General features: G+C 58.8%; 19 protein-coding genes. 5 read left to right on the plus strand and 14 right to left on the minus strand.

The annotated features are described in order from the left end of the window. Positions 1-61: 61 nt before the first annotated feature. The 6 genes from ruvC to CKW14_RS23055 form a co-directional block, all read right to left on the minus strand. Positions 62-589 (minus strand): crossover junction endodeoxyribonuclease RuvC, encoded by a 528-nt coding sequence (gene ruvC, locus CKW14_RS23030; protein WP_007962095.1) that lies wholly within the window; start codon positions 587-589, stop codon positions 62-64. 158 nt (positions 590-747) lie between these two features. Then, positions 748-1,494, minus strand: coding sequence for a YebC/PmpR family DNA-binding transcriptional regulator (locus CKW14_RS23035; RefSeq protein ID WP_007912738.1), 747 nt, complete (start codon positions 1,492-1,494; stop codon positions 748-750). A gap of 130 nt (positions 1,495-1,624) precedes the next feature. Continuing rightward, positions 1,625-3,400, minus strand: coding sequence for an aspartate--tRNA ligase (aspS, locus tag CKW14_RS23040; RefSeq protein ID WP_093430490.1), 1,776 nt, complete (start codon positions 3,398-3,400; stop codon positions 1,625-1,627). A gap of 100 nt (positions 3,401-3,500) precedes the next feature. Beyond that, positions 3,501-3,722, minus strand: coding sequence for an FmdB family zinc ribbon protein (locus CKW14_RS23045; RefSeq protein ID WP_093430491.1), 222 nt, complete (start codon positions 3,720-3,722; stop codon positions 3,501-3,503). A 131-nt stretch (positions 3,723-3,853) separates the two neighbouring features. Further along, positions 3,854-4,192 carry a ribbon-helix-helix domain-containing protein gene (locus CKW14_RS23050; protein WP_095048215.1) on the minus strand — a complete coding sequence of 113 codons (339 nt, stop codon included), beginning with the start codon at positions 4,190-4,192 and terminating at the stop codon, positions 3,854-3,856. Between the two features lie 184 nt (positions 4,193-4,376). Next, positions 4,377-4,847, minus strand: a complete 471-nt coding sequence (locus tag CKW14_RS23055; RefSeq protein WP_038366640.1) for a Dps family protein — start codon at positions 4,845-4,847, stop codon at positions 4,377-4,379. A gap of 312 nt (positions 4,848-5,159) precedes the next feature. Here CKW14_RS23055 and CKW14_RS30320 point away from each other — a divergent pair, with 312 nt between their 5' ends. Further along, complete coding sequence (locus CKW14_RS30320; RefSeq protein ID WP_008080216.1) at positions 5,160-5,762, plus strand: cold-shock protein; 603 nt, start codon at positions 5,160-5,162, stop codon at positions 5,760-5,762. Between the two features lie 70 nt (positions 5,763-5,832). On the opposite strand, the gene CKW14_RS23065 is transcribed toward CKW14_RS30320, so the two are convergent. Further along, entirely contained in the window at positions 5,833-6,039 is a 207-nt protein-coding gene (locus CKW14_RS23065) for a SlyX family protein (protein WP_093430493.1), read from the minus strand. Positions 6,040-6,042: 3 nt separating this feature from the next. Beyond that, complete coding sequence (locus tag CKW14_RS23070) at positions 6,043-6,468, minus strand: HIT domain-containing protein (RefSeq protein ID WP_077574284.1); 426 nt, start codon at positions 6,466-6,468, stop codon at positions 6,043-6,045. A gap of 891 nt (positions 6,469-7,359) precedes the next feature. On the opposite strand from CKW14_RS23070, the gene CKW14_RS23075 reads away from it, so the two are divergent. After that, entirely contained in the window at positions 7,360-8,724 is a 1,365-nt protein-coding gene (locus CKW14_RS23075) for an OprD family porin (RefSeq protein WP_095126192.1), read from the plus strand. A 119-nt stretch (positions 8,725-8,843) separates the two neighbouring features. Here CKW14_RS23075 and CKW14_RS23080 read toward each other — a convergent pair whose 3' ends face one another. Both CKW14_RS23080 and CKW14_RS23085 read right to left on the minus strand, forming a co-directional pair. Beyond that, the gene (locus CKW14_RS23080) at positions 8,844-9,686 is read right to left on the minus strand and encodes a mechanosensitive ion channel family protein (protein ID WP_034153426.1); all 843 of its coding nucleotides are present in this window, start codon (positions 9,684-9,686) and stop codon (positions 8,844-8,846) included. A 139-nt stretch (positions 9,687-9,825) separates the two neighbouring features. Continuing rightward, complete coding sequence (locus CKW14_RS23085) at positions 9,826-10,311, minus strand: YajQ family cyclic di-GMP-binding protein (RefSeq protein WP_007912755.1); 486 nt, start codon at positions 10,309-10,311, stop codon at positions 9,826-9,828. A 140-nt stretch (positions 10,312-10,451) separates the two neighbouring features. Here CKW14_RS23085 and CKW14_RS23090 point away from each other — a divergent pair, with 140 nt between their 5' ends. From CKW14_RS23090 to CKW14_RS23100, 3 genes are read left to right on the plus strand one after another with little or no spacing between them, the layout of a single operon-like run. Continuing rightward, positions 10,452-11,369 carry a putative 2-dehydropantoate 2-reductase gene (locus tag CKW14_RS23090; protein WP_095048217.1) on the plus strand — a complete coding sequence of 306 codons (918 nt, stop codon included), beginning with the start codon at positions 10,452-10,454 and terminating at the stop codon, positions 11,367-11,369. A 45-nt stretch (positions 11,370-11,414) separates the two neighbouring features. Next, the gene (locus CKW14_RS23095; RefSeq protein WP_095048218.1) at positions 11,415-13,451 is read left to right on the plus strand and encodes a HAMP domain-containing sensor histidine kinase; all 2,037 of its coding nucleotides are present in this window, start codon (positions 11,415-11,417) and stop codon (positions 13,449-13,451) included. Between the two features lie 3 nt (positions 13,452-13,454). Next, entirely contained in the window at positions 13,455-14,039 is a 585-nt protein-coding gene (locus CKW14_RS23100) for a cob(I)yrinic acid a,c-diamide adenosyltransferase (RefSeq protein WP_095126193.1), read from the plus strand. Between the two features lie 120 nt (positions 14,040-14,159). Here CKW14_RS23100 and CKW14_RS23105 read toward each other — a convergent pair whose 3' ends face one another. The 4 genes from CKW14_RS23105 to secA all read right to left on the minus strand — a co-directional run bounded on the left by CKW14_RS23105 (position 14,160) and on the right by secA (position 19,971). Then, positions 14,160-15,107 (minus strand): Nudix family hydrolase, encoded by a 948-nt coding sequence (locus tag CKW14_RS23105; RefSeq protein WP_095126194.1) that lies wholly within the window; start codon positions 15,105-15,107, stop codon positions 14,160-14,162. Further along, on the minus strand, positions 15,104-15,736 hold the full coding sequence (locus CKW14_RS23110; protein WP_095048221.1) for a glutathione S-transferase family protein: 633 nt from the start codon (positions 15,734-15,736) through the stop codon (positions 15,104-15,106). The genes CKW14_RS23105 and CKW14_RS23110 overlap by 4 nt, the downstream gene beginning before the upstream one ends. A gap of 159 nt (positions 15,737-15,895) precedes the next feature. Then, complete coding sequence (gene argJ / locus CKW14_RS23115) at positions 15,896-17,113, minus strand: bifunctional glutamate N-acetyltransferase/amino-acid acetyltransferase ArgJ (RefSeq protein WP_095048222.1); 1,218 nt, start codon at positions 17,111-17,113, stop codon at positions 15,896-15,898. 122 nt (positions 17,114-17,235) lie between these two features. Then, positions 17,236-19,971, minus strand: coding sequence for a preprotein translocase subunit SecA (gene secA, locus CKW14_RS23120; protein ID WP_095048223.1), 2,736 nt, complete (start codon positions 19,969-19,971; stop codon positions 17,236-17,238). Positions 19,972-20,160 lie beyond the last annotated feature (189 nt).

Here is a 20,160-nt window from a genome sequence, read left to right on the forward strand (position 1 = left end):
GATTTCGGGCCGACGACCCAGGCGCAAAAACCGGCTTTCAGGAAAATTGATGCTGATGCTATCAGAGACGCAGGCGCCCGCCACGACTGCGTGCCGTTCCCAGGCCGTGCGGCAGCAGACTGGAACGTGTGTGCGCGTGGCAAATGGCAATGGCCAGAGCGTCAGAGGCATCGATTTGCGGTTTGCTGGTGAGTTTGAGCATGTGCATGACCATCATCTGCACCTGCTCTTTATTGGCGGCGCCGGTGCCGACAACGGCTTGCTTGACCTGCGTGGCCGTATATTCGGCGATCTCCAGGCACTCTTCCGCACCGGCGACGATCGCTGCACCGCGCGCCTGCCCCAGCTTCAGCGCCGAGTCGGCGTTTTTCGCCATAAACACCTTTTCGATGCCCATGGTCACCGGTCCGTAGGTCTGGATGATCTCGCGCACGCCGCGATAGACGATTTGCAGGCGTTCGTGCAGCTCGCCCGCACCAGTGCGGATGCAGCCGGATGCCACATAGATACAGCCGCCACGCCCGGTATCGCGAACAATCCCGTAACCGGTGATGCGCGAACCGGGGTCGATACCAAGAATTAAAGTCATAACGCCTGCAGATTCGGTAAAAGCACGATTTTCAAATCAACCCATAACAAATGTGGGAGCGAGCCTGCTCGCGAAGGCGGTTTCATCATCAGCAACGATGTTGCCTGAAAATCCGCCTTCGCGAGCAGGCTCGCTCCCACATTGAATCGTAGCCGCTCTTAACCGAGCTGAGCGGCCACGTCTTCCGGAATATCCGCGTTGGAATAAACGTTCTGCACGTCATCCAGATCCTCAAGCATGTCGATCAGCTTCAGCACCTTTTCCGCGCCTTCCAGATCCAGTTCGGCGCTAGTGGTCGGCTGCATGACGATTTCCGCGTCATCGCCCTTGAATCCAGCGGCTTCCAGCGCGTTACGCACGGCATAGAAACTGGTGAACGAGGTGAACACATCGATCGAGCCGTCTTCGTGGCTGACCACGTCATCGGCATCGGCTTCCAGCGCCGCTTCGGTCAGTGCGTCCTCATCAACGCCCGGCGCGAAGCTGATCTGGCCTTTGCGCTCGAACAAGTAAGCTACCGAACCGTCGGTGCCGAGGTTACCACCGCACTTGCTGAACGCATGGCGCACAGCAGCAGCAGTACGGTTGCGGTTGTCGGTCATGCACTCGACCATCACCGCCACGCCGCCCGGGCCGTAACCTTCATAGGTCAGCTCTTCAACGTTATCCGCTTCGGTGGCACCAGCGCCGCGCGCCACGGCACGGTCGATGATGTCGCGGCTCATGTTCGCGCTCAGCGCCTTGTCCAAGGCCAGACGCAGACGCGGGTTGGAACCCGGATCACCGCCGCCCTGACGGGCTGCAACGGTCAGCTCGCGGATCCACTTGGTGAAGATCTTGCCTCTCTTGGCATCCTGACGTTCTTTGCGGTGCTTGATGTTCGCCCACTTGGAATGACCTGCCATAACTCGCTCCGAATTCTCTTTGAAACGTTGCCCGCCCTGCTCATGCAGCGGCCAGCAAACAAAAAAAATCTCGACCTGCTCTTTATAGAAAGAAAAAAGGCGCATCCGAAGATGCGCCTTCAGGCCCGTCTTACTCAGCCTTTGGCGTTTCGCGCAAACGAATGTGCAGCTCGCGCAGTGCCTTGGCATCCACCACACCCGGCGCTTGCGTCATGACGTCGGCAGCACTCTGGGTTTTCGGGAAGGCGATCACTTCACGGATCGACTGGGCGCCGGTCATCAGCATCACCAGACGGTCCAGACCGAAGGCCAGACCACCGTGCGGCGGAGCACCGTACTTCAGCGCGTCGAGCAGGAAGCCGAATTTCTCTTCCTGTTCTGCTTCATTGATACCCAGCAGACGGAACACCGCCTGCTGCATTTCCTTGCGGTGGATACGGATCGAACCGCCACCCAGCTCGGTGCCGTTCAATACCATGTCGTAGGCGCGGGACAGAGCGCCAGCCGGGTTGGCTTCCAGCTCTTCAGGAGAGCATTTCGGCGCGGTGAACGGGTGGTGCAACGCGGAGAAGCTGCCGTCGTCGTTTTCTTCGAACATCGGGAAGTCGACGACCCACATTGGCGCCCACTCGCAGGTCAGCAGCTTGAGGTCGTGACCGAGCTTGATGCGCAGTGCGCCCAGAGCTTCGCTGACGATCTTGGCCTTGTCGGCGCCGAAGAACACGATGTCGCCATCGACTGCGCCAACGCGATCGAGGATCACGTTGAGCTTGTCTTCAGGGATGTTTTTCACGATCGGCGATTGCAGACCGTCAACACCGGCAGCGCGCTCGTTGACCTTGATGTACGCCAGGCCCTTGGCACCGTAGATGCCGACGAACTTGGTGTAATCGTCGATCTGCTTGCGTGGCATGCTCGCCCCGCCTGGAACGCGCAGTGCGGCGATACGGCATTTCGGATCGTTAGCCGGGCCGCTGAACACCTTGAATTCAACTTCTTTCAGTTGATCGGCAACGTCGACCAGTTCCAGCGGGTTACGCAGGTCTGGCTTGTCGGAACCGTAGCGGCGCATGGCTTCTTCGAAAGTCATGTGCGGGAAATCGCCGAATTCCAGACCCAGCACTTCCTTGAACAGGTTGCGGATCATTTCTTCAGTCAGGCCCATGATCTCTTTTTCATCGAGGAAGCTGGTCTCGATGTCGATCTGGGTGAATTCAGGCTGACGGTCAGCACGCAGGTCTTCGTCGCGGAAGCACTTGGCGATCTGGTAGTAACGGTCGAAACCGGCAACCATCAGCAGTTGCTTGAACAGCTGTGGCGATTGCGGCAGGGCGAAGAACGAACCGGCGTGGGTACGGCTTGGCACCAGATAGTCACGCGCACCTTCAGGGGTGGCACGGGTCAGGATCGGCGTTTCAACGTCGAGGAAGCCGTTCTCGTCGAGGAAGCGACGGATGCTGGTGGTCATGCGCGAGCGCAGACGCAGCTTCTCGGCCATTTCCGGACGACGCAGGTCGAGGAAGCGATAACGCAGACGGGTTTCTTCACCAACGTCGGAGAACTCGTTCAGCGGGAACGGCGGAGTTTCCGACTCGTTCAGCACTTCCAGTTCATAACCCAGCACTTCGATCATGCCCGACGCCATGTTGGCGTTGGTCGCACCGGCCGGACGCAGACGCACCTTGCCGGTGATCTTCACGACGTACTCGCTGCGCACGCGATCGGCAGCGGCGAAGCTCTCGGCGCGATCCGGATCGAATACCACCTGGGCCAGACCGTCACGATCACGGATATCGAGGAAAATCACCCCGCCGTGGTCGCGGCGACGGTGAACCCATCCGCAAAGGGTAATTTCCTGGCCTTCCAGGCTTTCGTTCAGTTGGCCGCAATAGTGGCTGCGCATCATGATAATGGTTCGCTTCTCGTCATTCGATATTCGGTGGAGATCCCGTTGCTTTCAAAGCAATGCGGAAACTCACGCGTGTCGTTCAACCTGGGGTTGAACCCTAGTCAGATTTGTCGCCACCGGCCAGATTCTTCTTGGTCCCGGTCTTGAAATCGGTTTCGTACCAACCGCTGCCGCTGAGGCGAAAGCCTGGCATGGACAGCTGTTTCTTGAGCTCTGGCGCCTGGCAGGCAGGGCAGTCGACCAGCGGTGCATCGCTGATCTTTTGAATGGCTTCCAACTGATGACCACAGGAAGCACATTGGTAATCGTACATCGGCATGGGGGTGTCTCGGCGATCAGATTGCCACCGCGCGCAGGGCTTTGCGGCGAAAGAGCGGGATTATATCGATTAAATGCGGCCTGTGCAGCCGTAAGACTGCACAGGCCGAGACCTCGTTTGCAACCGCCGTTTCAGAGCGATTCGGCAGCTGCTGCCTGCTTGACGCCGTTCATGACGCACACCACCCGCACCAGCGCGCTGAAATTTCTCACCCCGCCGTGACGCAGATGCACTTCGCGGTCGACGTGGGACAACAGCGAGCTGATCGAACAGCAGTTATCTGCGGCCATGTTGCCGAGGATGTTCCAGTAGACCCGCTCCAGCCGCAGACAGGTCGCATAACCGTTCAGACGCACGGATCGTGACGATGGCTGAACCAGTGCCATGTCGAACTCGCTGATGAACGGATCAACTTTCAACTCATGGGGCAAGCCGACAATCCTGTCGCCTCGCCTGTCTCCCTCTGCCATATCAGTGACACTCCTTTGCCATCTCTGCTTGTTTGAAAAGTCACATCCTGTGGCTTTCATAAAAGCGCAGACACAAAGTTATAGCCAGACGACTTATTGACCGACTCCGTAGGATAAGCCAACGACACAGGTAGGATTGCGGACAGCGCACGAGCCCCGCTGGCGGGCCCGCGCACTAGGGGGATTACGCTTCCAGCAGCGAGCGCAGCATCCACGCCGTTTTTTCGTGAACCTGCATGCGCTGGGTCAGCAGGTCTGCGGTCGGTTCATCGCTGACCTTGTCGAGCAGCGGGAAGATGCCACGGGCCGTGCGGGTCACGGCTTCCTGACCATCGACCAATTGTTTGATCATGTCCTCGGCACTCGGCACACCCACCTCTTCCTTGATAGAAGAAAGGCGCGCGTACGTGGCATAGGCGCCAGGCGCCGGAAAGCCCAATGCGCGAATACGCTCGGCGATCGAGTCCACGGCCAGCGCCAGCTCGTTGTATTGCTCTTCGAACATCAAGTGCAGCGTACGAAACATCGGGCCGGTGACGTTCCAGTGGAAGTTGTGGGTTTTCAGATACAGCACGTAGGTGTCCGACAGCAGACGCGACAAGCCTTCGACGATGGATTTGCGATCTTCTTCACTGATACCGATATCGATTGCCATGTTTACCCCCTAACGGCGATTGAATTCATCCAACAGGTGCAGACCCACTCTAGCAAGGCTGTCGACACCCCGCAGCCCCGATCAGGTGCCCACACTGCGACAAATCGACCGAGGCGATGCCGCTGGCCGGGCTGATTTGAGTAGCCGCAGGCTTTGCTGTTAAATAGGCAGTGTGTCGCCATGCCCCATTTTTCGGGGCGTGGCGCATAGGCTGATGCCGTGAACGTGTCCACCGCCTCTTATTTTGTTCCGAAGCGAACCGTGCGCCTTCAGCTCTTCCTTGTGAGCCGTCATAAACGTGAGCCAATCAAAATGTTGAAAATCGTCCACCTGCTAATGGGCGCAGCGGCTTTGCTGCTGTCGTTCATACCCAGCTTGAAATCCGAAGCCGTTCCCTACCTGCAACAACCCGATGCACTTTACCTGGCCTTTTTCGGCCTGCTGAACCTGGTGATTGCCCCAGTGATTCCTTACTGGAACAAAGGCCCTCGTCAGCATCTGCAAAACCTGGTCAGCGCGCTGCTGGTACTGACCGTCGTCCTGCAAACCTTGACCCTGATCGCCCCGATGCCCGTCATCGCCGGTCAGCCAGCCGTGCTGTTCACTCTGGTGATCGCGCTGGTTGCCGTGGTTCTGCACCTGGCCGTCAGCTTCTATCGTTCTTCACCGGCTGCTGCTCCAACCAGCTATGACATGACCAATCGTGATACCGGTACCGTCAAGTGGTTCAACACCTCCAAAGGCTTCGGCTTTATCTCCCGGGATTCCGGCGATGATATCTTCGTGCACTTTCGCGCGATCCGTGGCGAAGGTCACCGCGTCCTGGTCGAAGGCCAGCGCGTGGAGTTCTCGGTAATGAACCGGGACAAGGGCCTGCAAGCCGAGGACGTGATCGCCGCGCTGCCGCGACGCTGATCCAGGCATAAAAAAACCGCGAGCAGCGTGCTGTTCGCGGTTTTTTTACGCCTGCTGAAAAGTACCGGTCTCAGTAGTGCGGCGGTGGCGCCTCATCCTCGAAGGACTCGAACTGGCCGACCATCTCCTCCTGACGCTTGAGCAGCGCCGCCATCTGCAATTGCAGGCGCTCGACCACGCGCTGCTGCGCCACCAGCACGTCGTTCAACGACTGAATGGTGTCATCCTGAAACGCCAGACGGCTTTCCAGATCGGTAACACGTTCTTCCAGATTCATGACTCAGCCCTCCACAAAGGTGAAATGCTCGGTCAACACCAGTCGCAATCGTTCGCGAATGGCAGCGACCTGCTCGGTACTGTAAGGCTTGGCCGGGTGTTTGCCCCAGACCGGCGCCGGCCAGGCTGCGTCGTCACGTTTGCGCACAATCACATGCATGTGCATCTGACTGACAACGTTACCCAAGGTCGCGACGTTCATTTTGTCGGCATCGAACAGGTCCTTGAGCAGCTCCGCAAGCGCGGTGGTTTCCTGCCAAAACTGCTGTTGATCAGCGACATCCAACTGAAACAACTCACTGATATCGTCCCGACGAGGCACCAGAATGAACCAAGGGTAATTGGCATCATTGGACAACAGCAGTCGGCAGAGAGGGAAATCACCGATGGTCAGCGTGTCCTGTTGAAGTCGTGAATCTAAAGCAAACACTGCGCGCACTCCCGGCTGATCATTATTCAGCTTAGCGGCCATCCCGATGGACAGCGCACCAAGCGACAGGACGGCAGCATACCTGCGAATGCGCCAGCCTTCACGACGACGGTGAACCCCGTCGCTCTGCCAACGCCCCGAGATGTGACATTTGCGAGCGCGACGCACCAGCACGGAACCAACATCGACGTTCAGCACAAAAAAATGACCAGAATCAGCAGAGACGTGCAGCGTCATGCCCCTGCAAGCTGTATGAATTCAGAACAGCTGCAAATTTTTTTGCACCAAAACCGCACAGTGCGTCTACGCTCACTGCGTCGGGCATCCGCCAAATACTCACTGGCGGGGTGAACCGGTAACGTTTTTGGATGTCACGCGCGTTTCTCGGCGTGACAACACCATAGGAGGAATGGCGTCAAGCAATGAAAAAATCAGGCTTGAAGCCCAGCTTTCACGAGGTTTTCACAAACGCAGGCGGGTGTTCAGAAAAATAACCGCAGCGAAATTGCGGTTTGTGCACGCTTGTTGCATTCGTACCCATATGGACTATAAGCGCACCACTGGAAGTGGATGCCTTAAGCCCCATAAGAACAGTGGCAGGGTTGCCCGATGGAGATTCAAGTGTTTTGCCAGGGACTCTTTTTTACCGATGCAAAAAGGCCCATAAACAGCGAGAAAGTTGTCAGTCCGGCTGCGTCGGTACTGTGAATTTGCGACATCCACCACGTCATTTGCGACACCGTCGTAAAGAAGCTGAAAGGTTGGAATAGCAAGTATCGCCAACATTGTCGGCGTGATATAAGTTTGCGCCGACACAAAAAGAAAGAGCCGCCCAGATAATAAAACAGGTGGGACGGCAGTACTCTTCTAAAACCAAAGGAGCAAATCACGATGCGCGTGATGAAGTGGAGCATGATCGCACTGGCAGTTGCTGCAGCCGCCAGTACTCAAGTGGCTACGGCCGCCCCGTTTGTAAGTGACCAGTCTGAAGCCAAAGGTTTTGTTGAAGACGCCAAGCTCGACCTGCTGGTACGTAACTATTACTTCAACCGCGATAACAAGAACGGTAATGCTGACGTAAAAGACTGGACTCAAGGTCTGCTGGGCAACTTCAGCTCTGGCTACACCCAAGGTACTGTTGGTGTCGGTATCGATGCGTTCGGCTATCTGGCCATCAAACTCGACGGCGGTGATGGTACCTCCGGTTCGGGCAACATGAGCCGCAGCGACTTTGTCGATCCGAACAACGGTTCTCGTGATGTCAACGACAGCCAAGGCAAAGCCGGTGCAGCGGTCAAATTCCGCGTTTCCAAAACCGAGCTGAAAGTCGGCGACATGCAGCCTAGCACCGCACCAGTATTCGCTGTGGGGGGCTCGCGCATCCTTCCTCAATCTGCCAGCGGGTTCCAGCTGCAGAGCAGCGAAATCAAAGATCTTGACCTCGAGGCCGGCCACTTCTACTCGTCGACCAGCCAGGACAAGAACTCCCGTGATGGCGAGCTGTATGCCAACTACGCGGGTATAGACGCCGACTCCATCGACTATTTCGGTGGCAAGTACGGCATCACCGAGAACCTGAGCGCATCGCTGTACGGTGCCAAGCTGGAAGATATCTGGAACCAGTACTACGCCAACGTGAACCTCACCACGCCATTCGGTGGTGACACCTCGCTGAACACTGACTTCAACATCTACCGCACCACTGATACCGGTGACAAAAACGTAGGCGACATCAGCAACACTACGTTCTCCCTGGCAACTGCGCTCTCGTTCCTGAAAGCACACACCATTACCCTGGCCTTCCAGAAGGTCAACGGCGACACACCATTCGACTACATCGGTGTGGGCAAGAACAACCGTGGCGGCGACTCGATCTTCCTTGCCAACTCCATTCAGTACTCTGACTTCAACGGTCCAAACGAGAAATCCGCCCAGATCCGTTACGACCTGAAGATGGCTGAATACGGCGTGCCGGGCCTGAGCTTCATGACTCGCTACGTTAAAGGTTGGGACATCGACGGCACCGGCTTGGCAGCTAACAGCCGGTATCGTGATAGGGATGGCAATCCGCTCTACGGCGAAGATGGCAAACACCACGAGACCAACCTGGAAGTCAAATACGTAGTTCAGAATGGTCCGGCCAAGGATCTTTCGTTCCGTATTCGTCAAGCCTGGCACACTGCCAACGCCGACGAGGGTGAAGGCGACGTTAAAGAGTTCCGCCTGATCGTCGACTACCCACTGTCGATCTTGTAATCGCCAAACACTAGTTTGCGGTAACAACAAAAAGGCCCATCTCGCGATGGGCCTTTTTTATTGCCTGTCACTTGCAATAGTTGCCTGACCGACAAGTCAGGCAATTAATTAGCAACCTATCATTGTGTTGCCGATTCCTGCACCACACGAATTACCCGCTGCGGGAAAGGAATATCAATTCCTGCAGTCTTTAAACGATCACGCGACTGTTCGTTAAACATGAACATCACGTCCCAGTAGTCCGCAGTTTTAACCCAGACACGCAGCGAAACAGTGATCGAACTGTCGCCCAAGGTCGAAATCACGGCTTGTGGCGCAGGATCCTGCAACACGCGCTCATCCTTGGCCAGATCCAGCAACACCTGACGGGCCTTTTGCAGATCGGCTTCGTAATCCACGCCCACATCAAACACAACCTTGCGGGTTGGCTGACGGTTGGTGTTGGTGATAATGCCGTTCGACAGGTTGCCGTTTGGCACGATGATGGTTTTGTTGTCGCCAGTACGCAGCACGGTGTGGAAAATCTGGATGCTGTCGACCGTACCCGACACGCCTTGCGCCTCGATCCAGTCACCGATACGGAACGGACGGAACAGCAGAATCAGCACGCCACCAGCGAAGTTCGCCAGGCTGCCCTGCAACGCCAAGCCGATGGCCAGACCGGCCGCACCGATCGCGGCAACGAAAGAGGTGGTTTCAACACCGATCATCGAAGCGACGCTGACAATCAGCAGCACTTTGAGAATGATGTTCGCCAGGCTGCTGATAAAACCCTGCAGTGCCAGATCGGCATTACGCAAGGCCAGCAAACCGCCAAGCTTTTGCGTGACCTTGTTGATCAGCCACCAGCCGATGGCCAGGGTGATCACTGCCAGCAGCACACGGCTGCCGTATTCCATGATCATCGGGATCCACGCCTGGGATGCCTTGACCAGGTTGTCCACCTCAGCATTCAAATCCATGTTCTATCTCCTGATTTCCGGCTTCCCGGGCTGTAAAAAATCAGCGGCAGAAAGACCGAACCCGCTGGGGCTCAATCGTTTCTGCCGTTGCTTGGGCCTCGGACGCTGAAAACGCCGAGAGGTTCCCCGACCGGAAAGTTTAGTCGCGGAAGTTGTTGAACTGCAGGGGCATGCCGAATTCCTTGGCCCGCAGGGCCGCGATGGCCTCTTGCAGGTCATCACGCTTCTTGCCGGTCACGCGTACCTGCTCGCCTTGAATGGCGGCCTGCACTTTCAGTTTGGCGTCCTTGATGTGGCCGACGATTTTCTTCGCCAGTTCCTTGTCGATGCCTTCCTTAAGTACCGCGTCCTGCTTCATCAGCTTGCCCGATGCGTAGGCGTCTTTGACTTCAAGGCACTGCACATCGATCTTGCGTTTGACCAGCGCCAGCTTGAGGATTTCGATCATCGCTTCCAGCTGGAATCCGGCTTCAGCGGTCAGGCTGACGGTGAGGTCCTTTTCCTTGAACTCGAAGCTGCCTTTGCCTTTCAGGTCATAACGACGATCGAGTTCCTTCACGGCGTTCTCGACCGCGTTGGTGAGTTCGTGTTTGTCCAGTTCGGATACCACGTCGAACGACGGCATGTAATCTCTCCAATAAAAAGGCGCGCTCGATATGGATGGAGCGCGCTTGGCTTGCGGTTAAAATCGGGCTCATTATAACGGGTCTTTTCCCACCGACACGGCGAGCCGCACATGCCTGTACGCAATCGAGCAAAAAACTGATGGCCACCCCCTGGCACGTTCTTGGCGCCGGCAGCCTCGGCATGTTGTGGGCCACACGTCTGGCGCGGGCCGGCCTGCCGGTCCGGCTGATCGTGCGTGATGCCGAGCGCTTGCGCAGCTATGAAGCCGTGGGCGGATTGACGCTGGTCGAACAAGGTCAGGCCAGCACCTATGCCGTGCCCGGGGAAACACCCGACAGCCCCGAGCCGATCCGCCGTTTGCTGGTGGCCTGCAAAGCCTACGACGCCGAAAGCGCCGTCGCCCGCCTCGCCCCACGGCTGACTGCGGACGCCGAACTGATCCTCCTGCAAAACGGCCTCGGCAGTCAGGACGCCGTCGCCAACCGTGTGCCGCTGGCACGCTGCATCAGCGCTTCAAGCACCGAGGGTGCCTTTCGCGATGGCGACTGGCGTGTCGTGTTCGCCGGTCACGGATTCACTTGGCTGGGCGACGCGGGCCATCCGGTCGCGCCGATCTGGCTGGACAATCTGGACGCGGCAAAGATCCCCCACGAATGGAGCACCGATATCCTTACGCGGTTGTGGCGCAAACTGGCGCTCAACTGCGCGATCAATCCGCTGACCGTGCTGCACCATTGCCGCAACGGTGGCTTGCAGGAGCACCATTGCGAAGTCGCCACCCTGTGCGCCGAACTCGCCGAATTGCTCGAGCGCTGCGGCCAACCCGCCGCCGCCGACAACCTGCAACAGGAAGTCGAAAGGGTGATCCACGCTACGGCTGCCAACTACTCGTCGATGTATCAGGACGTCGCCAACCGGCGCCGCACCGAAATCAGCTATCTGTTGGGCCACGCCTGCAAAGTCGCCACGCGCCACCAGTTGAACCTGCCGCACCTCAATCGATTGCAGCAACGACTGGTCGCTCATCTGCACAGCCTTGGATTGCCCAGCGACTGAGCAGCGGCTACGCTGGCCACTTGTTCCTTTGTTGCGATAAACCTGATGCCATTGCGCCAGCGTCTCGAAAACCTGCCGGTCGGCCAGAAACTGCTGGCCGCCCTGCTGGTGCTGTTGACCACGGTTCTGCTGGTCGCCAACCTGACCTTTATCAGCGCCGCCTATTACATCTCCCAGGAAAGCATGGCACCGCAGGCCTTGCAGACCATCGGCCGACTGATTGCCAACCCGAGTCTGGTCAGCGAAGCGCTGCAATCACCGCAAAGCGCCGAGCGTCTGCTCAAAGAACTCGACAGTTACTCACCGCTGCGCGCCGCCGCCCTTTATGACGGCAAGGGCGAACGGCTGGCGCAAGTCCAGCGCGGCGAAAAACTCAGCCTGCCGGAACGCTATCGGCACATCGAAGCGTGGCAACTGACCGAGTTTCGCAGCAACCAGTTGATCACCCTGCCCCGCCCCGGCACCGCGCCGGGCCATCTGTTGCTGGTGGCCAGCAGCGAGCTGCCGATGGCGTTCTACACCGGCACGCTGACCGCGAGCCTCGGTATCCTGATTTTCAGCGTGTTGTTGTGGCTGGTGATTGCCCGACAGATCAAACGCCTGATCACCAGGCCGATTCATCAGCTTGAGGAATTGTCGCGTCAGGTGACCCGCGAAGAGAACTACGCCCTGCGCGCCTCACGCGGCAATCATGACGAAATCGGCAGCCTCGCCGAGGCGTTCAACACCATGCTGTCGCGCATCGAAGCCCGTGAGCAGCAACTCAAGCGCGCCCGCGACGACTCGCAAGCCGCGTACGATCAGGCCCAAGGGCTGGCCGAGGAAACCCGCCACACCAACCGCAAGCTGGAACTGGAAGTCCAGGTGCGCAGCAAGATCGAGAAGAAGCTCACCGGTTTCCAGAACTACCTCAACAGCATCATCGACTCGATGCCCTCGGCGCTGATCGCCCTCGACGAGCAGCTCTATGTTACCCAGTGGAATCAGGAGGCCAGCGCCCTTTCCGGTACGCGGCTGGACGAAGCACTGAACCAGCCAATTTTCCTTGCCTTCGAACCGCTCAAGCCGTTTCTGCCGCAGCTCAAGCAGACCGTCGAGCAGCACACCGTGGCGAAAATCGAGCGGGTAACCTGGTTCAAGGACGATGAACCGAAGCATTACGCACTGACCTTCTACCCGTTGATGGGTGGTGCCGGGCGTGGTGTGGTGATCCGCATCGATGACATCACCCAGCGTCTGTCGCTGGAAGAAATGATGGTGCAGTCGGAAAAAATGCTCTCGGTCGGTGGCCTCGCCGCCGGCATGGCCCACGAAATCAACAACCCGCTGGGGGCGATCCTGCACAACGTGCAAAACATCCGTCGACGCCTGTCCGCCGACCTGCCGAAGAACCTCGAAACCGCCGAGCAACTGAACATCGACCTGGACACGGTGAACCGCTACCTGCAGGGCCGCGAAGTGCCGCAATTGCTCGATGGCATTCAACAGGCCGGCGCTCGGGCAGCGAAAATCGTCACCCACATGCTCAGCTTCAGCCGTCGCAGTACCCGGCAGATGGCGCCATGCGATCTGCCGGCACTGATCGATCAAGCCGTGGAAATCGCCGGCAACGACTTCGACCTGGCCATCGGCTTCGACTTCAAGGGCCAGGCGATCATCCGTCAGTTCGACCCGGCGCTCGGCCCGGTGCCGGGCACCGCCAACGAACTGGAACAGGTGCTGCTCAATCTGCTGAAAAACGCCGCGCAGGCGATTCACCAGCGCGAAGACGACAGTGAGCCGGGGCGGATCATCCTGCGCACCAAGCTCAATCCGCCATGGGCTGAAATCCAGGTCGAAGACAACGGCATCGGCATGAGCGAGAACGTGCGCAAACGCACCTTCGAGCCGTTCTTCACCACCAAGGAAATCGGTCAGGGCACCGGGCTTGGCTTGTCGGTGTCGTATTTCATCATTACCAACAATCACAAAGGGCAGATGGAGGTGCAGTCAGCACCGGGCCAGGGCACGTGTTTCACCCTGCGCCTGCCGTTGACGCAACCGCTGCCCATCGCTGCCGAAACCAATCAATTATCGAGGTAACCCATGGGCTTTCGCCTGTCGAAAATCTACACCCGCACCGGCGACAAAGGTGAAACCGGCCTGGGTGACGGCCGCCGCGTGCCCAAAGACCATCCACGCGTGGAGGCCATTGGTGAGGTCGATACGCTGAACAGTCAGGTCGGCGTGTTATTGGCCGGGTTAATTGCCGAACGCGAAACGTATCCGGAACTGAATGAACTGATCGAGGTGTTGGCGCCTTGTCAGCATCGCTTGTTTGATCTCGGTGGCGAGCTGGCCATGCCGGCGTATCAGGCGCTGAATACGGCGGAAATCGAACGACTGGAAGCAGCGATCGATGTGTGGAACGAGGAATTGGGGCCGCTGGAGAATTTCATTCTGCCAGGCGGTTCGATGTTGATTGCCCAGGCGCATGTTTGTCGCAGCCTGGCGAGGAGTGCCGAGCGGCGCTGTCAGCATTTGAATGCGATTGAGCCGTTGGCCGGGGTCGGGCTGGCGTATATCAATCGGTTGTCGGATTTGCTGTTTGTCGCGGCGCGGTTGATTGCGCGGCGGCAGGGGGTTGCGGAGATTCTTTGGCAGCCGGCCCCAAAACCGACAGAGATGTAGCGCCTGACCGGCCGCCATCGCTGGCAAGCCAGCTCCCACAGGTTTCGAGTTGTACACAACAGTTGTGAACGACACAAAACCTTGTGGGAGCTGGCTTGCCAGCGATGAGGTCAGCAGCCTTTACAGAGAGTCAGGCCAGAACGCGCGAATCCCCGCCACGCCTTGTGCACCAACGCCCCAGGCTTTTTCGCGCTCGGCCGGGCCAACCCCGCCCAACAGAAACACCGGCTTACTAAAGCCTTCGATCAACGTCGAAGCCTGCTCCCAGCCCAGCGGCTGAGCATCCGGATGGGTCAGTGTCGGCTGCACCGGCGACAAGGTCACAAAGTCCACACCCATCTGCTCGGCCAGCGCCAGTTCTTCAGCGTTGTGGCACGACGCCGCCAACCAGCGCTCCGCCGGTAACGGGCGCCCCGCCGCCGCGTATTTGCGCAGCTGTGCTGAGGTGATGTGCCAACCGGCAGAGGGGAAATCACCGAGCCATTCGAACGGCCCCTTGATCATCAGTTGCGCCTTGCCCGCACACAGCCCGGCCGCATCGACCGCCAGATCGCGATACTTGGGGTCATAGCCGTTCGGTGCGCGCAGCTGGATCAGTTTGATCCCGCCGGCAATCGCCTTCTGGATACCGCGCAGCAACGCCGGCGTTTCCAGGTCCTCCGGCGTAATCAAGTACTCCGCAGGCAAACGCGCGGCGGCAACGATCGGCTGGTTGGCAGCCGGAAACTCGTAGTTCGCCAGTTCTTTCGCAGTGACCCAGGCCAACGGCTGGCCTTCGGCACCGTGAGGTTCGCCGCTGAAGTCCGACACGTCCCAGACATCCAGCAAAACCTGCTTGTCCGGGTAATCGTGACGCACTTTGATCAGCGGTCGAGCGGCGCCAACGACGATGCCCAACTCCTCATGCAACTCACGAGTCAGCGCGGTTTCAACTGTTTCGTCAGCCTCGACCTTGCCGCCGGGGAATTCCCAAAGACCGCCCTGATGTTGCGTGTCGGCGCGGCGGGCGATGAGGATTTTGCCATTGTTGTCACGAATGACCGCAGCGGCGACGTGTACGCGTTTCACGGATTCAACTCCTCCAGTCCAGCCTTCTGCCATGCCTTGAAGGCGGGCCATTGGTAGACGGTTTCAACATAGGCTTCGTCGGCGGCCGGCAGCGTCACCTGATAGGTGCGCAAACGCACGGCAATCGGCGCGAAGAAGGCATCGGCCAGACTCACCCGACCAAACAGGTACGGCCCGCTCTCGGTGGCAGCAGCACGGCACTCGGCCCACAGCGCGAGCATGCGCTCGATGTCGACCTTCACTTCCGGCGGCACCGGGTTCAGAGGCGCGTCATGGTTGAGGTTGAACGGCATGTGATTGCGCATGGCGAAAAAGCCGCTGTGCATTTGGGCGCAGGCGGATCGCGCCTGGGCACGGGCGAATATGTCGCTCGGCCAGAGTTGCTCGGACGGAAACTGCTCGGCGAGGTATTCGGCGATGGCCAATGAATCGGCAATGGTGCCGCGCGCCGTTTGCAGCAGCGGGACTTTAGCGGTCGGCGAATGCTTGAGCAGCAGCGCGCGGGTGTCGGGCTTGCCGAGTTTGATCAGTTCTTCGCTGTAGGGTGCGCCGGTCAGTTCAACGGCCAGGGCGGCGCGTAGGGACCAGGAGGAAAGCAGTTTGTCGCCGATGATCAGGTGCAGGGACATGATGGGGGTGCCTTTCATCAGGAGGGACAGGCCGGAATCTTCGGTACCTGACAGGTCGCCATCGCGAGCAGGCTCACTCCTACAGGGGATTTGTGAATGACACAGATCTCTGTGGGAGCCAGCCTGCTGGCGATGCAGGCGACTCGGTCTCAGGTTAGATCAAGTGCGGTATTCAGCGTTGATCTTCACGTATTCATGCGACAGGTCAGTGGTCCAGATGGTTTCGCTGCAATCGCCGCGACCCAGCTCGATACGGATGGTGATTTCTTCCTGCTGCATCACCGCCGAGCCCTGGGCTTCAGTGTAGGTCGCCGCACGGGCGCCACGGCTGGCAATGCACACGTCGCCGAGGAACACGTCGATCTTGCTCACGTCCAGATCCGGCACGCCGGCACGGCCGACCGCGGCGAGGATACGGCCCCAGTTCGGGTCGGAGGCGAACAGCGCGGTCTTGATCAGCGGCGAGTGCGCCACGGTGTAGCCGACGTCGAGGCATTCCTGATGGTTGCCGCCACCGTTGACTTCAACAGTGACGAACTTGGTCGCGCCTTCGCCGTCACGCACGATGGCCTGGGCCACGTCCATGCACACTTCGAACACCGCTTGCTTCAACTTGGCGAAAAACTCGCCTTCAGCACGGGTGATTTCCGGCAGCGCAGCCTTACCTGTGGCGATCAGCATGCAGCAATCGTTGGTCGAGGTGTCGCCGTCGATGGTGATGCGGTTGAACGACTTGTTGGCGCCGTCGAGCATCAAGTTGTGCAGGACGTCGCGGGAGACTTTGGCGTCGGTGGCGATGTAGCCGAGCATGGTCGCCATGTTCGGACGGATCATGCCCGCGCCTTTGCTGATGCCGGTGACGGTGATGGTCACGCCGTCATGCTCGAACTGGCGGCTGGCGCCCTTCGGCAGGGTGTCAGTGGTCATGATCCCGGTGGCAGCGGCTTCCCAGTTGTTTTCCGACAGATCATCCAGTGCGGCTTGCAGCGCGCCTTCGATCTTCTCGACCGGCAGCGGCTCGCCGATCACACCGGTGGAGTACGGCAGAATCTGGCTGGCATCAACGCCAGTCAGCTCGGCCAGTTTGGCAGTGGTACGTTCAGCGGCGGCCAGGCCAGGCTCGCCGGTACCGGCGTTGGCATTGCCAGTGTTGGTCAGCAAATAACGCACGGCGTTCTGCACGCGTTTTTTCGCCAGGATCACCGGTGCCGCGCAAAATGCGTTCAAGGTGAACACGCCCGCCACGGTCGAGCCTTCGGCGCAGCGCATCACAACGACATCTTTGCGCCCGGGGCGCTTGATGCCGGCCGAGGCGATACCGAGTTCAAAACCGGCAACCGGGTGCAACGTTGGCAAAGGACCAAGACCAACAGCCATGAATGCGCTCCTTACTCAATGATGTCAGCACCGTCACTCGCAGCGACGGTGGTTTAAATGGCAAAACGCCGCGACGGCAGGAGCCGGTCGCGGCGCGGGTATTTCAGCGATTGAAACGGGGTTTACTGGATCTGCCCGTGGCAATGCTTGAATTTCTTGCCCGAACCGCAGTAGCACAGTTCGTTGCGGCCCAGCTTCTGCTCGTTGCGAACCGGCGCGGTGGCGAGGGCCACATCGACCTCTTCACCGAGAACTTCCGGTTGCTCCAGACCTGGGGCCTCGGCGTGTTCGAACTGCATGCGGGCGGCCAGTGCTTCGGCTTCCTGACGCAGACGTTGCTCTTCGGCTTCCGGATCTTCGCGGCGCACCTGAACGTGCGACAGCACACGGATCGAGTCGCGCTTGATCGAGTCGAGCAGTTCGGAGAACAGCGTGAACGACTCGCGCTTGTATTCCTGCTTCGGGTTCTTCTGAGCGTAACCACGCAGGTGGATACCGTGACGCAGGTGATCCATGGTCGACAGGTGGTCTTTCCACAGGTCGTCCAGCACGCGCAGTACGATTTGCTTCTCGAACGAGCGCAGTGCGTCGGCACCGGCCTGGTCTTCTTTCTCGTTGTACGCCGCCATCAGCTCGGTCATGAGCTTCTCGCGCAGGGTTTCTTCGTACAGGTGATCGTCTTCGTCGAGCCACTGCTGGATCGGCAGTGTCACGCCGAAGTCGCTGGCAATCGAGGCTTCCAGACCGGCCACGTCCCACTGCTCAGGCAGCGACTGCGGCGGAATGTGCGCGCTGACGGTGGCGTTGAGCACGTCCTGACGGAAATCGGCGATGGTTTCACCGATGTTGTCGGCGGCCAGCAACGTGTTACGCATGTGATAGATCACTTTACGCTGTTCGTTATTGACGTCATCGAACTCGAGCAGTTGCTTACGGATATCGAAGTTGCGGCCTTCAACCTTGCGCTGCGCCTTCTCGATCGCGTTGGTCACCATGCGGTGTTCGATCGCTTCGCCCGGCTGCATGCCCAGGGCTTTCATGAAGTTCTTCACTCGATCAGAAGCGAAGATGCGCATCAGGCTGTCTTCCAGCGACAGGTAAAAGCGGCTGGAACCGGCGTCACCCTGACGGCCGGCACGGCCACGCAGCTGGTTGTCGATACGACGGGATTCGTGACGCTCGGAGGCAATCACCTGCAAACCGCCGGATTCCAGCACTTGCTGGTGGCGCTTCTGCCAGTCGGCCTTGATCTGGGCAATCTGCTCAGGGGTCGGGTTTTCCAGCGACGCGACTTCAACTTCCCAGTTACCGCCCAACAGGATGTCGGTACCACGACCGGCCATGTTGGTGGCGATAGTCAGGGCGCCCGGACGACCGGCCTGCGCGATGATCTCGGCTTCTTTTTCGTGGAACTTGGCGTTCAGAACCTTGTGTTCGATGCCTTCCTTCACGAGCAATGCGGACATGTGCTCGGAGGTTTCGATGGTGGCAGTACCCACCAGCACCGGACGGCCGGCCGCCATGCTTTCCTTGATGTCCGCAACAATGGCCGCGTACTTCTCTTCGGCGGTCAGGAACACCAGGTCGTTGAAGTCTTTACGCGCCAACGGTTTGTTCGGCGGAATAACCATGACTTCCAGACCATAGATCTGGTGGAATTCGAACGCTTCGGTGTCCGCGGTACCGGTCATGCCGGACAGCTTGGTGTACAGACGGAAGTAGTTCTGGAAGGTGGTCGAGGCCAGAGTCTGGCTCTCGGCCTGAATGTTCAGGCCTTCCTTGGCTTCGATGGCCTGGTGCAGGCCTTCGGACAAACGACGACCCGGCATGGTACGACCGGTGTGTTCGTCGACCAGTACGACCTGACCATCCTGCACGATGTATTCAATGTTGCGATTGAACAGCTTGTGCGCACGCAGACCGGCATACACGTGGGTCAACAGGCCCAGGTTATGCGCCGAGTACAGGCTCTCGCCTTCAGCCAGGAGGCCGACGCGGGTGAGCATGTCTTCGATGAACTGGTGACCGGCTTCGTTGAGTTCGACCTGACGGGTCTTCTCGTCAACGGTGTAGTGGCCAGCCTTGGTGACTTCGCCTTCGACTTCTTCAACGTGCAGTTCCAACTGCGGGATCAGTTTATTGATCTCCATGTACAGCTTGGAGCTGTCCTCGGCCTGACCGGAAATGATCAGCGGGGTACGCGCTTCGTCGATGAGGATGGAGTCGACTTCGTCGATCACGGCAAAGTTGAGTTCGCGCTGGAATTTTTCTTCCATGCTGAACGCCATGTTGTCGCGCAGGTAGTCGAAACCGAATTCGTTGTTGGTGCCGTAGGTGATGTCGGCGGCGTAGGCCAGACGCTTCTCTTCCGGCGGCTGGAACGGCGTCACGACGCCGACGGTCAGGCCGAGGAATTCATACAGCGGGCGCATCCAGTTGGCGTCACGACGCGCCAGGTAGTCGTTCACCGTCACAACGTGCACGCCCTTGCCGGACAGTGCGTTGAGGTAAACACCCAGGGTCGCTACGAGGGTTTTACCCTCACCGGTGCGCATTTCGGCGATCTTGCCTTCGTGCAAGGTCATGCCACCGACGAGCTGTACGTCGAAGTGGCGCATACCCATGATGCGCTTGCCGGCTTCGCGGGCGACCGCAAAGGCTTCTGGCAACAGCTTGTCGAGGGTTTCCCCTTTGGCGATGCGGGCCTTGAACTCAGCGGTCTTGGCGCGCAATTGATCGTCCGAAAGGGCCACCATTTGCTCTTCGAAGGCATTGACGAGCTGCACCGTCTTGAGCATGCGTTTGACTTCACGCTCGTTCTTGCTTCCAAAAAGTTTCTTTAACAAAGGCGCAAACATATCGGCAGGATCTTCCACACTAAAGGGATGGAGGGCGGCCCCGTGAGCGTCGCCCGTGCAGCCCTCATGGCCGCATGCGAACGAGCATTCTACCCGGAAACGGAAGTGAGGAAAGTGGCGATGTTCCACGATGCTGGCACTGCGCTTTGACGGGGCTCACTTAAAATAGGGGCGTTTTGCTCAACTTCA

Origin of the sequence: Pseudomonas sp. Irchel s3a12 (assembly GCF_900187485.1) — a bacterium.
GTDB lineage: Bacteria > Pseudomonadota > Gammaproteobacteria > Pseudomonadales > Pseudomonadaceae > Aquipseudomonas > Aquipseudomonas neuropathica.

Bases quoted from the DNA above. Each gene is read 5' to 3' on its own strand.
- CKW14_RS23100 (WP_095126193.1), top strand. From the start codon at position 13,455: ATGGGCTTTCGCCTGTCGAAAATCTACACCCGCACCGGCGACAAAGGT.
- CKW14_RS30320 (WP_008080216.1), top strand. From the start codon at position 5,160: ATGTTGAAAATCGTCCACCTGCTAATGGGCGCAGCGGCTTTGCTGCTG.
- CKW14_RS23090 (WP_095048217.1), top strand. From the start codon at position 10,452: ATGGCCACCCCCTGGCACGTTCTTGGCGCCGGCAGCCTCGGCATGTTG.
- ruvC (WP_007962095.1), bottom strand. From the start codon at position 589: ATGACTTTAATTCTTGGTATCGACCCCGGTTCGCGCATCACCGGTTAC.
- CKW14_RS23055 (WP_038366640.1), bottom strand. From the start codon at position 4,847: ATGGCAATCGATATCGGTATCAGTGAAGAAGATCGCAAATCCATCGTC.
- CKW14_RS23110 (WP_095048221.1), bottom strand. From the start codon at position 15,736: ATGTCCCTGCACCTGATCATCGGCGACAAACTGCTTTCCTCCTGGTCC.
- secA (WP_095048223.1), bottom strand. From the start codon at position 19,971: ATGTTTGCGCCTTTGTTAAAGAAACTTTTTGGAAGCAAGAACGAGCGT.
- CKW14_RS23035 (WP_007912738.1), bottom strand. From the start codon at position 1,494: ATGGCAGGTCATTCCAAGTGGGCGAACATCAAGCACCGCAAAGAACGT.
- argJ (WP_095048222.1), bottom strand. From the start codon at position 17,113: ATGGCTGTTGGTCTTGGTCCTTTGCCAACGTTGCACCCGGTTGCCGGT.
- CKW14_RS23085 (WP_007912755.1), bottom strand. From the start codon at position 10,311: ATGCCGTCGTTCGACGTGGTATCCGAACTGGACAAACACGAACTCACC.
- CKW14_RS23075 (WP_095126192.1), top strand. From the start codon at position 7,360: ATGCGCGTGATGAAGTGGAGCATGATCGCACTGGCAGTTGCTGCAGCC.
- CKW14_RS23045 (WP_093430491.1), bottom strand. From the start codon at position 3,722: ATGCCGATGTACGATTACCAATGTGCTTCCTGTGGTCATCAGTTGGAA.
- CKW14_RS23080 (WP_034153426.1), bottom strand. From the start codon at position 9,686: ATGGATTTGAATGCTGAGGTGGACAACCTGGTCAAGGCATCCCAGGCG.
- CKW14_RS23065 (WP_093430493.1), bottom strand. From the start codon at position 6,039: ATGAATCTGGAAGAACGTGTTACCGATCTGGAAAGCCGTCTGGCGTTT.
- CKW14_RS23095 (WP_095048218.1), top strand. From the start codon at position 11,415: ATGCCATTGCGCCAGCGTCTCGAAAACCTGCCGGTCGGCCAGAAACTG.
- aspS (WP_093430490.1), bottom strand. From the start codon at position 3,400: ATGATGCGCAGCCACTATTGCGGCCAACTGAACGAAAGCCTGGAAGGC.
- CKW14_RS23050 (WP_095048215.1), bottom strand. From the start codon at position 4,192: ATGGCAGAGGGAGACAGGCGAGGCGACAGGATTGTCGGCTTGCCCCAT.